This window comes from Streptomyces sp. NPDC043685, from assembly GCF_056436585.1.
Window position 1 is genome coordinate 839891 of the sequence record NZ_JBWKCH010000002.1, and the last position, 20995, is coordinate 860885.

Annotated in this window: 21 protein-coding genes, 1 other RNA gene and 2 pseudogenes; 12 read left to right on the plus strand and 12 right to left on the minus strand. The window is 71.7% G+C overall.

Annotated features, from left to right (window positions below; translation table 11 throughout):
• Position 1 precedes the first annotated feature (1 nt).
• A complete protein-coding gene (locus AC0665_RS08530) occupies positions 2–943 on the plus strand; it encodes a 3-oxoacyl-ACP reductase (protein ID WP_478704654.1) in 942 nt (313 codons plus the stop codon).
• A 133-nt stretch (positions 944–1076) separates the two neighbouring features.
• Here AC0665_RS08530 and AC0665_RS08535 read toward each other — a convergent pair whose 3' ends face one another.
• Positions 1077–1244: a hypothetical protein gene (locus AC0665_RS08535; RefSeq protein WP_363120734.1), complete on the minus strand. Its 168-nt coding sequence runs from the start codon at positions 1242–1244 to the stop codon at positions 1077–1079.
• Positions 1245–1340: 96 nt separating this feature from the next.
• Positions 1341–2567, minus strand: coding sequence for a hypothetical protein (locus AC0665_RS08540; RefSeq protein WP_478704655.1), 1227 nt, complete (start codon positions 2565–2567; stop codon positions 1341–1343).
• Between the two features lie 199 nt (positions 2568–2766).
• On the opposite strand from AC0665_RS08540, the gene AC0665_RS08545 reads away from it, so the two are divergent.
• Genes AC0665_RS08545 through AC0665_RS08555 form a run of 3 tightly spaced genes read left to right on the plus strand, consistent with a single transcriptional unit; the run spans position 2767 to position 5604 of the window.
• Positions 2767–3621: a Nif3-like dinuclear metal center hexameric protein gene (locus AC0665_RS08545; protein ID WP_478602591.1), complete on the plus strand. Its 855-nt coding sequence runs from the start codon at positions 2767–2769 to the stop codon at positions 3619–3621.
• The gene (locus AC0665_RS08550; RefSeq protein ID WP_478602816.1) at positions 3618–4361 is read left to right on the plus strand and encodes a zinc ribbon domain-containing protein; all 744 of its coding nucleotides are present in this window, start codon (positions 3618–3620) and stop codon (positions 4359–4361) included. The genes AC0665_RS08545 and AC0665_RS08550 overlap by 4 nt, the downstream gene beginning before the upstream one ends.
• A gap of 19 nt (positions 4362–4380) precedes the next feature.
• Positions 4381–5604: a bifunctional RNase H/acid phosphatase gene (locus AC0665_RS08555; protein ID WP_478704656.1), complete on the plus strand. Its 1224-nt coding sequence runs from the start codon at positions 4381–4383 to the stop codon at positions 5602–5604.
• Here AC0665_RS08555 and eda read toward each other — a convergent pair.
• From eda to AC0665_RS08575, 4 genes are all read right to left on the minus strand, one after another.
• On the minus strand, positions 5579–6229 hold the full coding sequence (gene eda, locus AC0665_RS08560) for a bifunctional 4-hydroxy-2-oxoglutarate aldolase/2-dehydro-3-deoxy-phosphogluconate aldolase (RefSeq protein WP_478704657.1): 651 nt from the start codon (positions 6227–6229) through the stop codon (positions 5579–5581). The two genes, AC0665_RS08555 and eda, sit on opposite strands and share 26 nt — an antisense overlap.
• Before the next feature lie 70 nt (positions 6230–6299).
• Positions 6300–7082, minus strand: coding sequence for a peroxide stress protein YaaA (gene yaaA, locus AC0665_RS08565; RefSeq protein ID WP_478704658.1), 783 nt, complete (start codon positions 7080–7082; stop codon positions 6300–6302).
• 53 nt (positions 7083–7135) lie between these two features.
• Entirely contained in the window at positions 7136–7714 is a 579-nt protein-coding gene (locus tag AC0665_RS08570) for a hypothetical protein (protein ID WP_478704659.1), read from the minus strand.
• Positions 7711–8466: a MerR family transcriptional regulator gene (locus AC0665_RS08575; RefSeq protein ID WP_478704660.1), complete on the minus strand. Its 756-nt coding sequence runs from the start codon at positions 8464–8466 to the stop codon at positions 7711–7713. The genes AC0665_RS08570 and AC0665_RS08575 overlap by 4 nt, the downstream gene beginning before the upstream one ends.
• Positions 8467–8639: 173 nt before the next feature.
• Here AC0665_RS08575 and AC0665_RS08580 point away from each other — a divergent pair, with 173 nt between their 5' ends.
• The 6 genes and pseudogenes from AC0665_RS08580 (at position 8640) to AC0665_RS08605 (ending at position 15836) form a co-directional block, all read left to right on the plus strand.
• On the plus strand, positions 8640–9209 hold the full coding sequence (locus AC0665_RS08580; RefSeq protein WP_478704720.1) for a Uma2 family endonuclease: 570 nt from the start codon (positions 8640–8642) through the stop codon (positions 9207–9209).
• Positions 9210–9232: 23 nt separating this feature from the next.
• The gene (locus AC0665_RS08585) at positions 9233–10063 is read left to right on the plus strand and encodes an AraC family ligand binding domain-containing protein (protein ID WP_478602603.1); all 831 of its coding nucleotides are present in this window, start codon (positions 9233–9235) and stop codon (positions 10061–10063) included.
• Between the two features lie 82 nt (positions 10064–10145).
• Positions 10146–10862 (plus strand): annotated as a pseudogene (locus AC0665_RS08590) (DMT family transporter); the annotation flags it as partial.
• Between the two features lie 115 nt (positions 10863–10977).
• Positions 10978–11382: RNase P RNA component class A (gene rnpB / locus AC0665_RS08595), an RNA gene on the plus strand.
• Positions 11383–11630: 248 nt separating this feature from the next.
• The gene (locus AC0665_RS08600) at positions 11631–13541 is read left to right on the plus strand and encodes a DNA/RNA helicase domain-containing protein (protein ID WP_478704661.1); all 1911 of its coding nucleotides are present in this window, start codon (positions 11631–11633) and stop codon (positions 13539–13541) included.
• A 177-nt stretch (positions 13542–13718) separates the two neighbouring features.
• Complete coding sequence (locus tag AC0665_RS08605; protein ID WP_478704721.1) at positions 13719–15836, plus strand: DUF2075 domain-containing protein; 2118 nt, start codon at positions 13719–13721, stop codon at positions 15834–15836.
• Between the two features lie 52 nt (positions 15837–15888).
• Here the strand turns inward: AC0665_RS08605 and AC0665_RS08610 are convergent, their stop codons facing one another.
• The 4 genes from AC0665_RS08610 to AC0665_RS08625 all read right to left on the minus strand — a co-directional run bounded on the left by AC0665_RS08610 (position 15889) and on the right by AC0665_RS08625 (position 17860).
• Positions 15889–16017, minus strand: coding sequence for a DUF6408 family protein (locus AC0665_RS08610; protein ID WP_363120744.1), 129 nt, complete (start codon positions 16015–16017; stop codon positions 15889–15891).
• Between the two features lie 331 nt (positions 16018–16348).
• Complete coding sequence (locus AC0665_RS08615; RefSeq protein WP_478704662.1) at positions 16349–16702, minus strand: MazG-like family protein; 354 nt, start codon at positions 16700–16702, stop codon at positions 16349–16351.
• An 86-nt stretch (positions 16703–16788) separates the two neighbouring features.
• Positions 16789–17220 carry a hypothetical protein gene (locus tag AC0665_RS08620; RefSeq protein ID WP_478704663.1) on the minus strand — a complete coding sequence of 144 codons (432 nt, stop codon included), beginning with the start codon at positions 17218–17220 and terminating at the stop codon, positions 16789–16791.
• Positions 17221–17302: 82 nt separating this feature from the next.
• The gene (locus tag AC0665_RS08625; RefSeq protein ID WP_478704664.1) at positions 17303–17860 is read right to left on the minus strand and encodes a DoxX family protein; all 558 of its coding nucleotides are present in this window, start codon (positions 17858–17860) and stop codon (positions 17303–17305) included.
• A 147-nt stretch (positions 17861–18007) separates the two neighbouring features.
• Between AC0665_RS08625 and AC0665_RS08630 the strand changes: the two genes are divergently transcribed.
• Positions 18008–18334, plus strand: coding sequence for a nuclear transport factor 2 family protein (locus tag AC0665_RS08630; protein WP_468638063.1), 327 nt, complete (start codon positions 18008–18010; stop codon positions 18332–18334).
• 155 nt (positions 18335–18489) lie between these two features.
• Positions 18490–18795: pseudogene (locus tag AC0665_RS08635) on the plus strand (aldo/keto reductase); the annotation flags it as partial.
• A gap of 308 nt (positions 18796–19103) precedes the next feature.
• On the opposite strand, the gene AC0665_RS08640 reads toward AC0665_RS08635, so the two are convergent.
• Together AC0665_RS08640 and AC0665_RS08645 are read right to left on the minus strand one after the other, a co-directional pair.
• The gene (locus AC0665_RS08640) at positions 19104–19886 is read right to left on the minus strand and encodes an SDR family oxidoreductase (RefSeq protein ID WP_478602648.1); all 783 of its coding nucleotides are present in this window, start codon (positions 19884–19886) and stop codon (positions 19104–19106) included.
• A 50-nt stretch (positions 19887–19936) separates the two neighbouring features.
• Entirely contained in the window at positions 19937–20974 is a 1038-nt protein-coding gene (locus AC0665_RS08645) for a Gfo/Idh/MocA family protein (protein WP_478704665.1), read from the minus strand.
• Positions 20975–20995: the final 21 nt, after the last annotated feature.

Below are 20995 nucleotides of genomic sequence, written 5' to 3' on the forward strand. Positions count from 1 at the left end.
CATGGCGCTGCCCCTGGAGGGACTGTCCGCGATCGTCACGGGCGCGGGCCGCGGGCTCGGCCGGGCCGAGGCGCTGGAACTCGCCCGGCTCGGCGCCGCCGTCGTCGTCAACGACTACGGACAGCCCGGCCGCGACGGCACGGGCGAGGCCTCGGCCGGGCCCGCCGAGGAGGTCGCCGCCGAGATCCGCGCGGCCGGCGGGACCGCCCTCGCGCACACCGGTGACGTCTCCGACTTCGCGCAGGCGCGCACGCTCGTCCAGTCGGCGGTCGACGCGTTCGGCCGGCTCGACATCCTCGTCAACAACGCCGGCATCCTGCGCGACCGCATGGTGTTCTCGATGTCCGAGGAGGAGTGGGACTCTGTGCTCCGCGTGCACCTCAAGGGCCACTTCAACACCACCCGGTTCGCCGCCGCGCACTGGCGTGAGCGGTCCAAGCGGGCCGGGGAGCCCGTGTTCGGGCGGATCGTGAACACGTCCTCGGAGGCGTTCCTCGCCGGTTCCGCCGGGCAGCCCAACTACGCGGCGGCCAAGGGCGGCATCGTCGGCCTCACCACCTCCACCGCCCTCGCCCTGGGCAGATACGGCGTCACGGCCAACGCCATCTGCCCGCGCGCCCGCACCCGGATGACCGAGGACGTCTTCGCGGGCGTCGAGCGGCCCTCGGGAGGCGGCCTCGACCCGCTCGCCCCCGAGCACGTGGCCCCCCTCGTCGGCTACCTGGCCTCACCCGCCGCCGCCCATGTCACCGGGCAGCTCCTCGTGGTGCACGGCGGGACGGTCGCCGTCGTCGAACGGCCGCGGATCGCCGCCAAGTTCGACAGCAAGCAGGACACCTTCACGTACGACGAGCTGGAGGCCGTCCTCGGGCCGTACTACGCGGACCGGCCGGCCGGGGAGACGTTCGCGGCGGCGGAGGTGCTGGGTCTGAAGCGCGGGTGACAAGACACGGGGCGGCCCTCCCCGCTCGGTGGCAGGACTGAGAACGGCCCTCCCCGCTCGGTGACAAGACACGGGGCGGCCCTCCCCGCTTGTGGCGGGAAGGGCCGCTCGCCGTCTGGTGACTGACGTCCCGTCAGACCGCAGTCACTACCTGCTCGGTCTCCGTCACCGGCTTGCGGTGACGTCCGCGCGGAGCCGTCTCGCCGTCCCGCGTGGAGACCTCACCACGGTGCCGGCCCGGGCCGGTGGAGGACTGCTGGACGTCGGTATGGCGCGGCTGGTTCGTGCTGGCGTCGCTCATCGGATGGAATTCACCCCGTAACATGATCTTTTTTACAGCCGGGTGAGTCTAACCGGCTCCCCCGACCCCGGATCCAGGCGGCCACGCCAACCGGCACTAGTTCGTTACAAGGCGTCCCAACGGCGCTTCCCGCAAGGGCACAGGGCGGGGAGCCGAGGGTGTCGCGGGCTGTCCGGGGTGGTCCGCGACCGGGGCCGGAGGCTCCTGTTCCGGCTCGGGGGCGGGGGTCGCCCCGGGCTCGCGCTCCGCCGCCGGGGGCGGGCTCAGCCGGGCCACCCCGCAGGGCACGGCCTGTGTCGCGTACGGCAGCCGCAGCACCCCCTCCGGCGTCCACAGGCCGGCGCCCGCCAGCCACCCCTCGGGCGCCCGCAGATGGTGCATCCGCCGCTCGGCCGGCCGCCACACGCCGACCCAGCTGCCCGTCGGCCCGTCCACCCGCAGCGCCACCGCGCAGCTCTCCGGCGTCAGCACCTGCCCCGGCTGGATCGCGAACGGCGTGACGGAGCAGTCCCGCAGCCGCAGGCACTCCGGGAAGCGCACCGGCAGTGTGCTGCCCAGCACGCCCCAGCCCAGCCTCGCCCGCCCCGGCGAGGGCGCGTCCGAGCGGACGATCAGCAGTCCGCTGTCGAGGTCGGCCAGCAGCAGCCGGTCGTCGCTCTCGGCGGCGATCTGGAGCAGCGGCGACACCTCGCCGCCGCCGTCCAGGTCCACCACGACGGTCTTGGTGCGGCCCTCCGTCTCCCGGTCGAGTGCCAGCAGCCGGCCCGCCCGGTCCAGCCAGACCCCGCCCGAGCAGCGGCCGGGCAGTTGGGCCAGCCGCTCGGGCCCGAAGGCGCCGCCCGCCACCAGCCACACCGACGTCGACCGCGGCCCCACCGCGAGGGCGTAGGCCCGTACGCCGCCCGGGGCGGGGGGCAGCAGGCGCAGCCGGGCGTTCCGGTCCGGGCACTCGACGGCGCCCAGCGGCAGCTCACCCGTGCCCGGCCCGGTCGGGTACAGCAGCGCGAAGGCGTGCCGCCCGGCCACCACCCGGTGGATGAGGACCCGCCCGTCGCCCATCGGCTGCACCTCGGTGCCGGGCTCCTCGGGCTGGTTGCGGGGCAGGGGCACCGCGTACGGCTCGGGGCCGTCCAGGGTCCAGCGCTCCGGGAACCAGGAGCCGCCGGCCGACGCCAGACGCGCGCCGTAGGCACCGTCCGCGCTGAGCGTGCAGCCTGCCGGCGCGCTCCCGTCCTCGTGCCCCGCGGACTCCTGTCCCGCGGAGTCCTCGTGTCCCCCAGGGCCCTCGCGTCCCGCCGAAGGTTCGATCGCACAGGCCGTCATCGTTCGGTCACCTCCAGTGACGAACGTAGGTATCGCACGCACGGGCGTGGAATTCCTCGGGCGCAGGCTTCACACATAAGGGTGTTCCAGGAACGATTCGCCTGAGGAAAAGGGGGCGAATGTGCTGAGCGGGGCGACGGGTGCCGGGAGCGGACGGCGGCGGTGCAACGCCACAGATCAGGCGGGTAGCCTTGCTCCCGTGCCCCGTCTGTCTGAAGTCATCGCCGCGCTGGAGACCCTGTGGCCCGCCGAGCGGGCCGAGTCCTGGGACGCGGTCGGCACCGTCGTGGGCGACCCGGACCAGGAGGTCACCCGGGTCCTGTTCGCCGTCGACCCGGTCCAGGAGATCGTCGACGAGGCGGTGAAACTGGGCGCCGACCTGCTCGTCACCCACCACCCGCTCTACCTGCGCGGCACGACGACGGTCGCGGCGACGCACTTCAAGGGCCGGGTCGTCCACACCCTCATCAAGAACGACATCGCGCTGCACGTCGCCCACACCAACGCCGACACCGCCGACCCGGGTGTCTCCGACGCCCTCGCGGGCGCACTGGACCTGCGGGTCACCGGGCCCCTCGTGCCGGACCCGGCCGACCCCGAGGGCCGCCGCGGCCTCGGCCGCGTGTGCGCCCTGGACCACCCGCTGACCGTCCGCGAGCTCGCCGCCCGCGCCGCCGAGCGGCTGCCCGCCACCGCGCAGGGCATCCGCGTCGCAGGCGACCCCGAGGCGCTCGTGCGCACCGTCGCCGTCAGCGGCGGGTCGGGCGACAGCCTCTTCGACCACGTCCGCGCCGCCGGGGTCGACGCCTTCCTCACCGCGGACCTGCGTCACCACCCGGTGTCCGAGGCCCGCGCCCACAGCCCCCTCGCGCTGCTCGACGCGGCGCACTGGGCCACCGAGTGGCCCTGGTGCGAACTGGCCGCGAGCCAGCTCGACGAGATCTCCGACCGGCACGGATGGGACCTGCGCGTCCACGTCTCGAAGACGGTCACCGACCCCTGGACCGCGCACGCGGCCTCTGCCACCTCTGATCCCCTTGGAGCCCCGAACTGAACGCCGCGCCCGCCGACCAGATCCGACTCCTCGACCTCCAGGACCTCGACGTCCGCCTCCAGCAGCTGGCGCACAAGCGCAGGTCGCTGCCGGAGCACGCCGAGATCGAGTCGCTGAGCAAGGACCACACCCAGCTGCGCGACCTGCTCGTGGCCGCGCAGACCGAGGAGAGCGACACCGCCCGCGAGCAGACCAAGGCCGAGCAGGACGTGGACCAGGTGCGCCAGCGCGCCACCCGCGACCAGCAGCGCCTGGACTCGGGTGCCGTCACCTCGCCCAAGGACCTGGAGAACCTCCAGCGCGAGATCGCCTCCCTCGCCAAGCGGCAGGGCGACCTGGAGGACGTGGTGCTGGAGGTCATGGAGCGCCGGGAGTCCGCGCAGGAGCGGGTCGCCGAGCTGACCGAGCGCGTGGCCAGCGTCCAGTCGAAGATCGACGACGCGACCTCGCGCCGTGACACGGCCTTCGAGCAGATCGACGGCGAGGTCGCCACGGTCACCAAGGAGCGCGAGGTCGTCGCCGGTTCGATCCCCGCCGACCTGCTGAAGCTCTACGACAAGCTGCGCGAGCAGCAGGGCGGTGTCGGCGCGGCGAAGCTGTACGCGCGCAGCTGCCAGGGCTGCCGGCAGGAGCTCGCCATCACCGAGCTGGCCGAGATCCGCAAGGCGGCGCCCGACACCGTGATCCGCTGCGAGAACTGCCGCCGCATCCTGGTGCGCACGTCCGAGTCCGGCCTCTAGGTCCCGGGAGGCCCTTGCCGTGCGGGAGTTCATCGTCGAGGCCGACGGCGGGTCACGGGGCAACCCGGGGCCCGCGGGGTACGGGGCCGTGGTCAGTGACGCGGCGACGGGGGAGACCCTGCGGGAGACCGCCGCGTACCTCGGCGTCGCCACGAACAACGTCGCCGAGTACAGCGGTCTCCTCGCCGGCCTGCGCGCCGCCCGTGAACTGGACCCGGCCGCGACGGTCCACGTCCGGATGGACTCCAAGCTCGTCATCGAGCAGATGTCGGGCCGCTGGAAGATCAAGCACCCCGACATGAAGCCCCTGGCGGCACAGGCGGCCCGGGTCTTCCCACCCGGGCGGGTCACGTACGAGTGGATGCCGAGGGAGCAGAACAAGCACGCGGACCGGCTGGCCAACGAGGCGATGGACGCGGGGGCCAGGGGCGAGCAGTGGTCGGAGGCGACGTCGACGGCGGAGCTGGACAGGGCGGTCGAGGACGCAGCCGGGGTCTCTGAAGGCTCTGGAGCCGCCGCCGAGCTCTCGGAGGTTCCCGGAACCGCCGACGACGCCGCCCGGGCCGACACCCGCGCCGCCCAAGCCGTGGCCGCCCCCGGCTGGGCGCCCGCCGACATGGGTGCCCCCGCCACCTTCGTGCTGCTGCGGCACGGTGAGACGCCGTTGACGCCGCAGAAGCGGTTCTCCGGGAGCGGTGGGAGCGACCCGTCCCTCTCCGACACGGGGCGCGAGCAGGCCGAGCGAGCCGCCGCGATGCTGGCCCGGCGGGGCACGATCCAGGCCGTCGTGTCGTCGCCGCTCGCCCGGACGCGGGAGACCGCCGGGATTGTCGCCGCCCGGCTCGGACTCGACGTGAGCATCGACGACGGGCTGCGCGAGACCGACTTCGGCGCCTGGGAGGGACTCACCTTCGCCGAGGTGCGCGAGCGCCACCCCGAGGACCTCGACGCCTGGCTGGCCTCTCCGGACGCCCGGCCCACCGGCGGCGGCGAGAGCTTCGCGGCGACGGCCGTCCGGCTCGCCGCCACCCGCGACAAGCTGGTCGCGGCCCACGCGGGCCGCACGGTCCTGCTCGTCACGCACGTGACCCCGATCAAGACACTCGTACGGCTCGCCCTGGGCGCCCCGCCGGAGTCCCTGTTCCGCATGGAGCTGTCGGCCGCGTCCCTGTCGGTGGTCGCCTACTACGCGGACGGCAACGCCAGCGTCCGTCTCCTCAACGACACGTCCCACCTGCGCTGAGCGCCGCCGCCTCCCGGGCCAGCGCCTCGACGCGGCCCCAGTCGCGGGCGGCGACGGCGTCCCGCGGCAGCATCCAGCTCCCGCCCACACAGCCGACGTTGGGCAGGGCCAGATAGTCCGGGGCGGTGGCCGGGCCGATCCCACCCGTGGGGCAGAAACGGGCCTGGGGGAGCGGTCCCGAAAGCGAGCTCAGATACGCCGTACCGCCCGCGGCCTGCGCCGGGAAGAACTTCATCTCCCGCACCCCGCGCTCCAGCAGCGTCACGACCTCCGAAGCGGTCGACACTCCCGGCAGGAACGGCACCCCGGACGCCCGCATCGCCTCCAGCAGCCCGTCCGTCCAGCCGGGACTGACCAGGAAGCGGGAGCCCGCGGCCACAGCCTGCGTGACCTGCTCGGACCGGACCACCGTCCCGGCCCCGACCACCGCCCCGGGCACCTCCCGGGCGATCTCCCGGATCGCCCCAAGGGCCGCGGGCGTCCGCAAGGTCACCTCGATCGCGGGCAGCCCGCCCGCCACCAGCGCCCGCGCGAGCGGCACGGCGTCACCGGCCTCCTCGATGACGACGACGGGCACGACGGGCGCGAGGTCCAGCACGGAGGCGGGCAGGGGGGAGGAGACCATGGCGTCATCCTGCCGTCGGCGCGCAGGGTGCGCAAAGGTCATTGCGCACAGCGCAACGCGCCCTCGCGGACTAGTGCACCTCGTCCACCAGCACGTCCAGCGACCACGCCTGCCCCGACTTCGCCGGAGCCTGCGCCTCCACGACGTAGCCGAGATCCCGGAGCGCCTCCACCAGCTCGGCCGGCCCCTTCGGGTCGGCCCCGGAGGTCAGCAGGCTCCGTACGATCCGCCCCTTCGTGGCCTTGTTGAAGTGGCTGACGACCTTCCGCGTCGGCGCGTGCAGCACCCGCACGGCCGCCGTCCGTCCCGCGACCTCGCCCTTCGGCTTCCAGGCGGCGGCGTAGGCGGCGGACCGCAGATCCAGCACCAACCCGTCCCCGGCCACCTCGGGCAGCACCGACGCCATCGGCGTACGCCAGTGCGCGCCCAGCGCCCCGAGCCCCGGCAGCTTGACCCCCATCGAACACCGGTAGGACGGAATCCGGTCCGTCACCCGCACCGCGCCCCACAGCCCGGAGAACACCAGCAGCGACCGCCCGGCACGCCGCTTGGCGGCCGTGTCGAGGGACGAGAGGGCGAGGGCGTCGTAGAGCACGCCGGTGTAGATCTCCCCGGCCGGTCGCGCCCCCGCCGTCCGCAGCTCCGCGTTCTTCGCGACCTCCCCCCGCAGCCCCTCGCTCAGCCCCAGCACCTCACGGGCCTTGTCCTCGTCGCCCGAGCACAGCTCGACCAGCTCGGCGAGCACGGCCTCCCGGGCCTCGGCGAGACCCGGCAGGGACAGTGACTCCGGCTTCAGCGGCGCACCACGACCGGACGAGGCCTTTCCTTCGGACGGCGGCAGCAGGACAAGCACGCGTACTCCTTCGATCGAACTCCGCCGACAGCGTACGGGGGCGTCCGGGGAGCTCAGCCGCGCGCCCGGCCCAGCGCGCGGACCAGGCTGTCGGGGTCGTCGGCGTGGAAGCGCACGAGCCGTACCGCGCGGCGCCGCCCGAGGAAGGTGACGTGCGTGACCGGTTCGGTCAGTTCGAGCGTGACGGTGGTCTGCGAGCCGACCTCCACGTCCAGCTCGCCCTCGGCCCGCGCGTGCGTCATCCGCAGCTCACGCCGCACCGAGGCGATCCGCTCCAGCGGCACGCACAGGTCGACATGGACGTACCGCCGTATCCGCAGCGAACCGCGTTCCACGTCCAGCACATGCGGGCGTACGACGGACGAGGCGTGCAGCGCGACGACGAAGACGATCGTGTACACGTCCAGGAAGAGGAACGTCGCGTGCACGACGGGCCAGTGACGCAACAGCACGGACAGCGCGACCGTCTCGACCAGGCACACGAACGCGAACCCGGCCATCATCGCCCCCTGCCCGCGCGCGTACCCGAAAGCGAGCCCACGGCCCGCCCCGTGCGTACGCCGCGCCACCCACAGGACGAGACTCGCGAACAACCGCATCTCGTGCCCCACCAGCAGCCGCCCCACCCTCATCGCCGCTCCTCGACGAGGATCCGCAGCGCGCGGCGGACCGCCTCGGCCTGTGCCGGGGCGAGATCGTCGAAGAACGCGCGCAGGAACCCGTCGTCCCGGTCGAGCTCCCCGGCCTGCGGCAACAGCCCCGGCGGGACGCAGCCGGCGAGCGCCCGGGCCGCCTCGGCGACGCGCGGATCGTCCGGCCCGGCGTCGACGAGCGCGTCCAGCAGCGCGTACGCCTCACCGGCCCGGGCCACGGCCTCAGGATTCCCCAGCACCTCACCCACCGACGACACCAGCCGCTCCCGGTCCCCGGCCGGCATGGCCGTCTCCAGGAAGGCGAAGACCTCGCGGTCCTTGGCGGCCATCGGCGAATCCGACAACTGCGCGGACCCGGCGAATAGCGCGGCCAGCTCGGGCGACACCGGCCCCTCGGCGGGCACGCCGCCCTCCGCGTCCAGCAGCGTCCGCAGCCGCGCCCGCCGCTCCCGCAACGCCTCCTCCTGCCGCGCCAGATCCTCGTCCAGCTCGGTGGGCACCTCGACCAGGTCCTTCCCGGCGTCGTCCGCGAGCACGTCCCGGACCTCCGCGAGCCCCAGCCCCAGCTCGGTCAGCCGCCGGATCCGCGCCAGCACGACGGCGTGCCGCAGCGCGTACTCCCGATACCCGTTGGCCCGCCGCTCCGGCTCGGGCAGCAGCCCCAGATGGTGGTAGTGCCGCACGGCCCGCGTGGTGACGCCGACGGCCGCGGCGAGTTCTCCGATCCGCATGCCACCAGTGAAGACGTTGACGCTGCGGCAGGGTCAAGCGAGCCGTCCGGCCTTCTGACGAGGACGGTGATCGTGTGCCACGATCGAGGGAAGGGATCCCCATCTCACGGACAGGTGATCAGCCGATGTCCCAGTCTGGCGGGCGACAGAAGGAGGGGCGTGACATGACTGCCATGGCCCACGAGCCGCTCTCGCAGGAAGACGTCCTGCTGGAGGGCTTTCTCGCCCTGGACACCCCGGAGGGTTTCCGGGCCGAGCTGATCGAGGGGGAGATCGTTGTGACGCCGCCGCCGGACGGGGATCACGAGAAGTACATCAGCAGGATCGTGAGGCAAGTGATCAGGCGCTCACGGACCGACATGGACTTCTCGGGAAACAAGGGGCTGAAGATGAGGAGCGGGGGCTCCTGCCCCAAGAACCACTTGGTTCCGGACGTCACCTTCGGCCCCGTCGAGCGGGACTTGTTCGGCGGGGTCGGCTCCTGGATGCCCTGCGACGGCGTCGCCTTGGTGATGGAGGTGACCTCCACCAAGCCGCAGGCCGACCGCGAGGCCAAACGCCGCTGCTACGCCCGCGCGGGCATCCCGCTCTACCTGCTCGTCGACCGGGACACCGCTCAGGTCACGGTGTTCAGCGAGCCCAAGGACGACGACTACCGCGAGCACTGCGCCCGCCCCTTCGGCAAGACCATCGCGCTTCCGGACCCCTTCGCCTTCGAGCTGGACACGGCCGACCTCCTCTGATCCCCTGTGGGTGGGGGTATGACATGGGGAGACGAGAACAGACCAGCTGGACCAGAGCCCGCCTGGGACGCGCCGGCCCGCCGCTCGACCTCCTCACCGCCCACTTCGATCAGCACGTCTACGCGCCCCACGCACACGACGAGTTCACCATCGGCGTCACCGTCGGAGGGTCGGAGGTCATCGCCTACCGGGGCGGGCACATCCACTCCCACCCCGGCTCGATCGTCGTCCTGGAACCCGGCGAGATGCACACCGGCGGCCCGGCCGCCTGCGACGGCTACGCCTACCAGGCCTTCTACGCCGAACCGTCCCTCCTCACCGACGGCACCCTCGGCGGCGGCCTCCCGCACTTCACAGACCCCGTCCTGCACGACCCGGAACTGGCGGCGGCCCTGCGCGCCGCCCACACCGACATCAGCGCCTGCCCCGACCCGCTGGAAGCCGAGTCCCGGCTGCCGTGGCTGCTCACGGCCCTGGCCCGCCGCCACTCCACGGCCCGCGCGACCTGCGACATCGTGCCCGGGGCCGCCGGCATCGCCAGGACCGTACGCGACCGCCTGGCGGACGAGCTGCTGGACCCCCCGTCCCTGGCCGCCCTGGCCACCGACCTCGGCCTGTCCCGCTACCAACTGCTGCGCGCCTTCCGCACGACCATGGGCGTACCGCCGTACGCCTGGCTCGCCCAGCACCGGGTGGCCCGGGCCCGGGGCCTGCTGGAAGCCGGGCTGCGCCCCGCCGAGGTCGCGGCCCTCGTCGGCTTCGCCGACCAGGCGCACCTGACGCGCTGGTTCCGCCGCGTACTGGGGGTGACCCCGGCGGCGTACCGCAACAGCGTTCAAGACGCGGCGCGGTGAGAGGGCCGAGACTCCTCGCATGACTGCACGCGGCTGGTTCCTGTTCTCCCTGATGGGAGTGGTCTGGGGTGTCCCCTACCTGATGATCAAGGTGGCGGTGGACGACCTGTCCCCCTCCATGGTGGTGTTCGCGCGCTGCGCCCTCGGTGCCGCGCTCCTGCTCCCGTTCGCACTCCGCCAGGGCGGTCTCGGCCGTACCGTCCGGACGCACTGGAAGCCGATGCTGGCCTTCGCCGTCATCGAGATCATCGGCCCCTGGTGGACCCTGACCGACGCCGAGCGCCACCTGTCCAGCTCCACCGCCGGTCTCCTCATCGCGGGCGTCCCGATCGTCGCCGTCCTGCTGGCCCGCTTCTTCGGTGCGCAGGAGCGGGTGGGTGCCCGCCGGGCCACCGGACTCGCCCTCGGCCTCGCGGGCGTCACCGTCCTGACCCTGCCGCACCTCACCGGCGGCGACGCCCTGTCGATGGCCGAGGTGCTGGTGACGGTCGTCGGCTATGCCACGGCCCCGCTTATAGCGGCCCGGTACCTCAAGGACGTCCCGACCCTCCAGTTGATCACCCCCTGCCTCACGCTGGCAGCCGTCGTCTACGCCCCCGCCGCCTACCTGACCAGGCCCGCCACCGTGCCGTCGGGCGAGGTCCTGGCCGCCCTCGCCGGCCTGGGCGTCGTCTGCACCGCGATCGCGTTCGTGGCCTTCCTGGAGCTGATCAAGGAGGTCGGCCCGACCCGGGCCGGCGTGATCACGTACGTCAACCCGGCGGTGGCGGTCGCCGCGGGCGCCCTCTTCCTGGGCGAGCGGCTGACCCTCGGCATCGGTGTCGCCTTCACCCTGATCCTGGCGGGCTCGGTCCTGGCGACGGCCGCGGGACCCAAGCGTGACGTCCCCCGGGTACCATGGTCCACACGGCAGACGAGCCGGGCGGACGGCCGCGTGGAGTCCCCCTGACGGGGAGCTTCCCGAGGAACGTCCGGGCTCCACAGGGCAGGGTGGTGGCTAACGGCCACCCGGGGTGACCCGCGGGACAGTGCCACAGAAAGCAGACCGCCGGGGACCTCGGTCCTCGGTAAGGGTGAAACGGTGGTGTAAGAGACCACCAGTGCCCAGGGTGACCTGGGCAGCTAGGTAAACCCCACCCGGAGCAAGGTCAAGAGGAGACACCTCGGTGTCTCTGCGCGGACGATCGAGGGCTGCCCGCCCGAGTCCGCGGGTAGACCGCACGAGGCCGGTGGCAACACCGGTCCTAGATGGATGGCCGTCGCCCCGACGACCGCGAGGTCCCGGGGAACAGAACCCGGCGTACAGCTCGGCTCGTCTGCCGCCCACTGCACCTGGTGCCGGTGGCCTGATGCCCGCGCAGCGTGCCTGACCCGCCGGCGGGTGGTGCTCACTCCCCATGAGTGGGGGAGACCGGGCACGGCGTCCGCTGCCGTCACAGCGGTCACCGCCAGGTACCCTCGAAGAGATCGTCAACGCGGCCCGACGGGCTTCCGCTCCACTCCGGTGGAGTCTCGAAGGACATGCCCCCACCCGCACGAGTCTCTTCGTGCTGCCTGGGGGAAGTTCTTGCTGTTCCGCGCGTCCGCGAAATCGGTCGCCGTCATGGCACTCGACGGTTCGCTGTTCCTGCACCTCACCGACAAGTTCGTTCACATGCACGGCTATCGGCCCGGAGCCTCGGAGGCGCGGTCCTGGGAGCGCAGCATCCCGCTTCTGACGGCCGCGCTGAACGACGCCGGCCTGGGCGACGTCGAGGTCATGCTGGAGTACGCGCTACCGCTGAACAGCAAGCGTGCCGACGTGGTCCTCGCCGGCCTGCACCCGATCACGCGGGAGCCGTCCTACGTGGTGGTGGAGCTGAAGCAGTGGAGCCAGGCGGCTCCGCACGAGGACGACCCCACCCTGTGCCATGTCGACGCCTACGCGCATCCCGTGCTCAATCCGATCGAGCAGGTGCGGCGGTACTGCGACTACCTGGTCAACTTCAACGGCGCGGTGGCCGAGCACGGCGAGCGGATCCACGGAGTGGCATTCCTGCACAACGCCACCGAGTTCGGGGTGGCGGGGCTGCGGGAGATCGAGCGTGACGGGCAGGGGCGGCTCTTCACGGGGGAGCGCCGCGGGGCGTTCCTGGAGTACCTCCGGTCGAAGTTGAGCGACAAGCATTCCGGTGCCGGTCCGGCGGACGAGTTGCTCGCAGGTGCCACCGTGCCCTCGAAGCAGCTGATGTCCGTGGCTGCTCAGGAAGTGCGGGAGCGGCAGCAGTTCGTCCTCCTCGACGAGCAGCAGGTCGCCTACCGCACGGTGCTCAACGCGGTGGAGCGAGCGAAGCGCGCCGACCACAAGGAGGTCGTCATCGTCACCGGCGGCCCCGGCACCGGGAAGAGCGTGATCGCGCTCCAACTGCTCGGCGAGCTCTACCGGAGAGGCGTGGCCGCGGTCCACGCGACCGGCTCGCAGTCGTTCACCAAGACGATGCGCAAGGTTGCCGGTTCCCGGAAACGGGAGGTCCAGGATCTCTTCAAGTACTTCAACAGCTTCATGACCGCCGAGAAGAACAGCTTGGGTGCCCTGATCTGTGACGAGGCGCACCGCATCCGGGAGACGTCCGCCAACCGCTACACCCGCGCGGCACTGCGGACCGGCAGGGCACAGATCGACGAACTCATCGACGTCGCCCATGTACCGGTCTTCTTCCTCGACGAGCACCAAGTGGTGCGTCCCGGTGAGATGGGCACCGTGGACGAGATCCGTGAGGCCGCGGCCAGACGGGGCATCGACTGCCATGTCGTCCCCCTGGACAGCCAGTTCCGCTGCGGAGGCAGTGACGCCTACCTGCGCTGGGTGGTCCGGCTCCTTGGTCTCGAGCCCGGGGGGCCGGTCATGTGGGAGCCCGACGACCGCATGCAGTTGCTGGTAGCGGACAGTCCTGAGGAACTGGAGGCGTTCCTCCACGCCCGCCGCGCCGAGAAGTACGGTGCCCGGATGTCCGCCGGCTACTGCTGGCGGTGGTCCCCCGAGCCCAAGCCCGGTGATCCACTGCCTCCCGACGTCGTCATCGGGAGTTGGGCCAGGCCTTGGAACCTGCGCGGGGACCGATCGGTCTCCGGCGCACCCCCGTCCGCGCTGTGGGCCACCGACCCCGCGGGCTTCGGGCAGATCGGCTGCGTCTACACCGCGCAGGGGTTCGAGTACGACTGGTCCGGCGTCATCATCGGCCCGGACCTGGTCTGGCGGACTGATCGCTGGGTGACCGACCGCACCGCGTCCAAGGACCCGGTGTTCAAGAAGTCCACATCGGACACCGATGTGGACCGTCTCATCCGGAACACCTACAAGGTGCTGCTGACGCGGGGGATGGTCGGCACGATCGTGTACTCGACCGATCCGGAGACGCGAGAAAAGCTGCGGGAACTGGTGTCCGGCCGGCCGGAGCCACGGCCTGCCGTGACCGAGGAGCCCTCCCTGCGGCGGTGAGCGCGTGAGATCCGGCCATGATGCCCGTGCTTCCGGCCGACCGCTGTGGCACATGCGTCGGGACGGGACGTCACCTCCCTAAGATCACAGGCGTCATTGCGGCCCGACGGGCTTCCCACGTGGACACGCCCCCACCCGCACGAGTCACTCGTGCCCTGGGGGATCCACCTCGTGTCCATGCTCCTGCTGAAACTGGCAGCGCGGGATCTGCTGAACCTGAACTCGAGACGCCGTATGGTCCCCCACCTCGCCGCCAGATGGAAGCACTTCCTCAGCACCGAGGCCTCGTTGACGGAACGTTCCGCCTGGGCAGAGAGCCTGGTGCATCTCGCCGAGGACCTGGTCGCCGCCGACCGTGGAAACGTCGAGATGGTCGTCGAGTGCGCGGCCACGCTCGACGAGACGGACCGCTCCGGGGACCCGCGCCTCATCGACGTCGTCCTCGTGGGCCACCACCCCGAAGAGAACGGGCTGTCCGTCCAACTCGTCGAGCTCAAGCGCTGGTCGACGGTGACCCGGGTGGAGCGAGCCACCGCGGAGCTGGTGCATGTCCCCGGTATGGGGAAGAAGAAGCACCCGGCGTTGCAACTACGCGAGTACTACGAGGCGTTCACGAGTGACCGAGGACCGCTGCACGGACTGGACTACGAGTGCGGCGGCTTCGCCTATCTGCACAATGCCACGGACGCGTCGGCGCTCCCCCTGGTCGGCGTGGACGCGCCGACCGGTTCCTATGCCCGTGTCTACACGAAGGACCGCCGCGCCCAACTGCTGTCGGACCTGCGGAGCAGCTTCACCCCCGACGGTGCTGACTCGGCGGCCGAAATCCTCCTACGAAGCATGGGCCTGCGCAACACCCCGTTGCTCGACGCCATGATCCGCTCCAGCGGCGAGGACACGGTCTTCACTCTGCGCGGCCGCCAGAAGAAGGTCGCGGACCAGATACTCGACACCGCCGCCAAGGTGCTTCCCGACCCCCAGCGACCCGCGATCATCCCCGACGAGCGCCGGGTGGTGTTCCTGGTCACGGGCGGTGCCGGCACGGGCAAGAGCGCCATCGGCCTCCAGCTCAAAGCCGAGCTGGAGGCCGATGGACGCACGGTCAAGTACGCGAGCGGCAGCCGGGCGTTCAACGGTGCTCTTCAGGAGCATGTCGGTTACGGCGACCGGGAGTTCAAGGAGACGTTCACCTACTTCAGCAACTTCGTCACCCCGCCCGACCCGCCGCTGGACGTACTGATCTGCGACGAGGCTCACCGCCTGCGTGACCGCTCCACCAACCGCTTCTGGAAACCCGAGGACTGGGGCACCAAGCCTCAGGTGGACGAATTGCTCGACGCCTCCCGGCTGACGGTGTTCTTCCTCGACGAGGGGCAGTCCGTGCGCCCGCAGGAGGTCGGCACCGCCGCTCTCGTTGAGGACGCGGCACGGCGCTACGACGCCCAACTGGTCCGGTGCAGCCTGCGGGAACAGTTCCGGTGCGGTGGCAGCGACGCCTACATCCGCTGGGTGCGCGGCGCGCTGGGGGTGTCCGACGCGCAACCGGAGCCGTGGACCCCGGACGGCCTGATGCACGTCGAGGTCGTGGACAGCCCGGAGGAACTCGAGCGGATCATCCGTTCCGAGGCGGGGGCGGGAGCATCCGCGCGCATGGTCGCCGGATACTGCTGGCCCTGGACGAAGCCCCTGGGCAAGGAGAAGCGACTTGAGCCCGACGTCCGGATCGGTGACTGGCACCGGCCGTGGAACGCGGACAGCGACTCCTTCTGCGAGAACAAGACCGTCCCGCCGTCCAAGATCTGGTCCGTGCACGAGAACGGCCTCGGCCAGATCGGCTGTGTGTACACCGCGCAGGGCCTGGAGTGGGACTGGTGCGGCGTGATCATGGGTGAGGACATGGTGCGCCGGGGCGATCGCTGGGTGTTCCGTCGGGGCAAGGAGAGGGTCGACAAGGAGGCGGGCGTCAAGCGGGTGGCCGTCCCCGGGTCCTTCGATCCCAAGGTGAAGCCGAAGAGCGTGGACGACGACGAGTTCGCCCGCCTCGTCCGGCACGCGTACCACGTGCTGATGACCCGGGCGAGCCGGGCGACCGTGCTCTACTCCACGGACGAGGAGACCAGGGAGTATCTGAAGGGGCTCGTCGGCGACGTCCAGATCCACGGTCTGCGCCCCACCTGGGAGAACCTGCCGGAGCAGGCGCGACAGCCGCATCTGCCCCGTCCCGCCCGAGGGCGGCGCCGCCGCAGGAAGCGACAGAAGAAGGACACTCCGCCCGGAGAGATGTTCCTCTTCTGAGGCGGTGGGCCGGTAGGTGGGGTGGCGGGCTCCCGGGCCCGCCACCTGCCGGTCAGAAGACCAGACGCGCTACCACGGCAAGGGCCGTCACCAGCAGATTGGTGATGACTCCCACCGTGACGTCGACCAGAATCTGACGAATCCGGTCACGACGTGCAAGCTTGTACTCCACGGGGTTCATCGGTCTCCACTCCTGAGCGTGAGCTGGGAATGGCAGGGATCGCCCTACCGGGCATCCGCAGTCACACCGCGTGTGGAACGCGGCGGAGACCACTCGTCGCTCATCGCCGAGGACCGGCACCAGGAACACCGTCGGCGTACGCTCCGGGAAGGTGCGTAGCGGGCATCCACGTTAATGCATGGGGCAGTTGGCGCAGATCGTTTTTGGACGCCGTGGTGTCCCCGCGCACGCGTCAGGCTCGCTCATGCCCGGGGGGGGGGAAGGCGTCGATCGCGATGGCCTCGGCTGCGTGGAGTGTGCGCACTTTCACGCTCCCGGCTGGACAGGACAGTCACTTCGCTGACGCCACCGACCTCTCCCGCACCCGCTCCAGATGCCCCTCGAACACCCCCCGAGCCTCCGGCGTAAGCGTCCGCAACGCCACCAACGCCGTGATGACGACATCGCACAACTCCGCTTCCACGTCCTCCCACGTATGCGTGACGCCCTTGCGCGGGTTCTGCCCCGTCGCTCCGATCACCGCCTCGGAGACCTCGCCGACCTCCTCCGAGAGTTTCAGGATGCGCAGGAGCAAGCCCTCGCGGCCCTCGACGGGGCGGTTGGTGTCGAGCCATTGCGTCAACGCGTCGACGGTGGCCCACAGGTCGGGTCCGGGATCGGGTGCGGGTGGTGTCCGGTCGCTCATGGACGCAGCCTGGCACGAGGGTCTGACAGTGAGACGACCCCGACCGGCTCCGGCTCGAAGCATCCTCCGCATCACCGATCAGATCATCATGGGCCGGTGCGCGGGTCGGGCCACGGATGCCCGTCCGGAGACCTGCCGGACGGGCGGCCGGCCCGGACGAAGTCGCGGTACTCGTCCTGCACGACACCCTGGTTGGTCCATCGCCCGCGCACAGCCCCCGTGCGCTCCTCGGCAAGAATCAGCGCGTCCTGCGGGGCCTCAGCCGTGCCCAGGAGTCGGCCGAAGGCCTCTTCCTCGGCGTCCTGATCGAACGGCGGGAACTCGCCCAGGTCCAGGAAGTTCTCGTGCCCGACATCCTCGACGGCATGGACGTAGACCTCGTACGAGGTTCTCGCCGCCCGGACCTCGGCATACCTCACCCCGGGGCGCTCGGGCGAGCCGACCGGCCCGAGGAACTGCTCAACCGAACGGCCCCGCCTCAAGGCCCCGATGATGAAGGGTTCCACCAAGTAGCGCACCCAGGCACGCTACGACCCGACCACGACAGCGGACCAGCCTGGCGATCTACAAGAGCTCCAGCGCCCCGAGCCCGCCCGCCCCCTACTCGATGTACTCCTCCTCGAACAACGCCTCCTGCTCCCCCTCCCGCGCCTTCCGCAGCCGCCGTGCCCGCGCCCCCACCACCGCCGCCGTGCCCGCCGCCGTCGCCGCGAAGGCCGCCGGGATCATCCAGCCGCGGTTGACCGCGTGGCCGAGCAGGTGGTCGAGGGAGAGGCGGCCCGGGCCGGTGATGGCCAGGCCCGCGGCCGTCAGGCCCAGCGTCGCCGCGTACTCGTAGCCGCCGCCCTGGTTGAAGAAGCCGTTCGGGGCGTGCACCGCCGCCGCTCCGGCCATCGCGCCGGCCGCCGCCGCGCCCGCCGCCGGGGTGGCCAGGCCCAGGGCCAGCAGCGTGCCGCCGCCCGTCTCCGCGAGGCCCGCCGCCGTCGCGCTGGCCTTGCCGGGCGCGTAGCCGACGGACTCCATGAACTGGCCGGTGCCCTCGATGCCGTGTCCGCCGAACCAGCCGAACAGCTTCTGCGCGCCGTGGGCCGCCAGCACACCGCCGGCTCCCAGCCGGAGCAGCAGAAGGCCCAGATCACGTCGGTCGTCACGCCTCACGTCGTCTCCCGGAGCAGGCAGCAGGAACAGAGGAACGCACCTCTTCGCGCTTCCACCGTCGCACCCCTCACCTCTCGCCGACCCGCCCTGGACGCCGTTCGGGTGGCAGCGGTGGCGTGGAACCGTGGCCGGTACGAGGCTGGCGGCATGACGATCCAGACCACGCGCCTGAGCGATCCGGCCGTCCGGGCCTTCGTGGCCGCCGTGAACAACCACGACCGCGAGAGCTTCATGAAGCTCCTCGCACCGGGCGCGACCATGACGGACGACGGTTCCGACCGGGACCTCGCCGACTGGGTGGACCGGGAGATCTTCTCCTCCCACGGCCACATGGAAGTCGACAACGAGTCCAACGGCGGCCGTTGCCTCATCGCCCGCTACAGCAACGACACCTGGGGCGAGATGCGCACCCGGTGGAGCTTCACCGTGGACGACGACGGCCGGATCACGCGCTTCGAGACCGGGCAGGCCTGACCACAGCCCCCTCCAGGGGCTTGTCCTCGTGTGCGCTACAACTCCTGGCCTGCGACGGCATGGAGACCACACGGCCGCTGGGACGCGGCGGCATCGAGGTGAGCGCCCTCGGTTTCGGCTGCTGGGCGATCGGCGGACAGTGGCATGCGGCCGACGGGCAGCCGTTGGAGGCCGGGGACATCCGCGGCAGGCCCCCGGCCTGGCAGCGGGGTTTCCGCGACGGCGCCGGAGCCGATCCACAGTGGCTCGCCCGCGTCGACGCCCTCCGGGACGTCCTCACCAGCGAGGGCCGCACGCTCGCCCAGGGCGCCCTGGCCTGGCTGTGGGCGCGCAGCCCGCGCACCGTTCCCATCCCCGGCTTCCGGTCGGTCGCCCAGGCGCGGGAGAACGCGGGGGCGCTGGAGAAGGGGGCGCTGACCGGCGCGCAACTGGCCGAGGTGGACCGGCTGCTCGGGCGGTGACCCTGCCGGTCCTCGGCCGGGCCGAGGACGTGCCCGCACCCAGGCGCGTGGATTCCGCTTCGACGGACTGTGCGGCAGCCGTTCCACACGCACCGGTGCGTACTCCGCTCTCCTCGCGAAGTCCACCCCCACCCGGTGCGGTGGAACGACTGCCGCCTCCCCCCTCGATGTGGCTGACGGAAGCTCTCTGCTCCAACTGTGAAGCTTTCGTGTAGGAGAGTTGAGCATAAGGTGCCCACCGGCCGCAATGGGGCGGACGATTCTATTCCGGTTGTGCAGGTTGACGACTTGACGATCCCGTCGCGCGCTCAGCCGCGTCCGACGTACGGCATCGCCGTCGCCAGTACGGTCGCGAACTGCACGTTCGCCTCCAGCGGCAGCTCCGCCATGTGCCGCACCGTGCGGGCCACGTCCGCGACGTCCATCACCGGTTCCGGGGCGACTTCCCCGTTTGCCTGGAGCGCTCCCGTCTGCATACGGGACGTCATGTCGGTGGCCGCGTTGCCGATGTCGATCTGCCCGACGGCGATCCGGTACGGACGCCCGTCCAGGGAGAGGGACTTCGTCAGGCCCGTCAGGGCGTGCTTGGTCGCCGTGTAGGCCACCGAGCGCGGGCGCGGGGTGTGCGCGGAGATCGAGCCGTTGTTGATGATCCGCCCGCCCTGCGGGTCCTGCTCCTTCATCTGCCGGTACGCCGCCTGCGCGCACAGGAACGCCCCGTTGAGGTTGGTGTCCACCACGTGCCGCCAGGCCTCGTAGGGCAGGTCCTCGACCGGCACACCGCCGGGACCGAACGTCCCCGCGTTGTTGAACAGCAGGTCGACCCGGCCGAAGCGCTCGACGGTGGCGGCGAAGAGGGCGCTCACGTCCTCGGGGCGGGAGACGTCCGTCGGCACGGTGAGAGCCTCCCCGGCGTGGGCCACCCCGTCGGCGCCACCGGAAGCCAGGGCCGCCGTCTCCTCCAGGGTCTCCACACGCCGGCCCGCGAGCGCCACCGACCAGCCCGTACGCAGCAGTTCCACGGCGACCGCCCGGCCGATGCCGGAACCCGCCCCGGTCACCACCGCGATCGCATTTCCCTTGGCATTCATGGGCCCGCAGCGTACGGGAGCCGCCCCCGCGCGCCCTGCCGGAGCAGGGCTCAGACCGGAGTGAGCTCCGCCGTGGGTTCCTCGTCCGGGGTCTCGCCCGGGTAGCGCACGCCGACGCGGTCGCGGATCGTGTCGAGCGTCCGCATCACGGCGAGCGTGCCGTCCAGCGGCACCAGCGGGGACTCGGTCTCACCGGCCCGCAGCGCCCGCATCACCTCGAGCGCCTCGTGACGCATGCTGTTGCGCGGCCCGTCCGCCGGGTCGGCCGTGAACTCCTCGGCGTCGCGCCCGTCCCGGTGCAGGACGAAACGGTCCGGGAAGAAGAACCCGTGCGGGATGTCGATGCGGCCCTTCGAGCCGGTGACCGAGGCGGAGGTCGCCGTACCGCCCACGATGGAGCAGTGCACCGAGCCGAGCGCACCGCTGTCGAAGGAGAGCACCGCCGCCGTCTGGAGGTCGACGCCCTCCTCCGACAGCACCGCCCGGGCCGCGATGTCCGACGGCTCCCCGAGCAGCAGCTGCGCGAACGACACCGGGTACACGCCCAGGTCGAGCAGCGCGCCGCCGCCCAGCTCCGGGTTGCGCAGCCGGTGCGAGGGCGGGAACGGGCCGGCCAGCCCGAAGTCGGCCTGGACGCTGCGCACCTCGCCGATGACACCGTCGTCGACCAGCGCCTTCAGCCGCCGCACCAGCGGGTTGCAGTACATCCACATCGCCTCCATCAGGAAGCGCCCGTGCTCCCGCGCCAGCGCGACGAGTTCCCCGGCCTCGCGCAGGTTCAGCGTGAAGGGCTTCTCGCACAGCACGTGCCGCCCGGCCGCGAGACACAGCCCGGCGGCGGCCCGGTGCGCCGTGTGCGGGGTGGCGACGTAGACGACATCGATGTCCTCGTCCTGCGCGAGCGCGTTCCAGTCGCCGTACGCCCGGGGGATCCCGAACCGCTCCGCGAACGTCTTCGCCGACGCCTCCGACCGTGACGCCACCGCCACGACCTCCGCGTCCGGCAGGTCGATCAGGTCAGCGGTGAACGCGCCCGCTATCCCGCCGGTCGCCAGGATCCCCCACCGCACCGTGTCCGCCGTCGTCATCGCGCCCCGCCTCCACCTCGT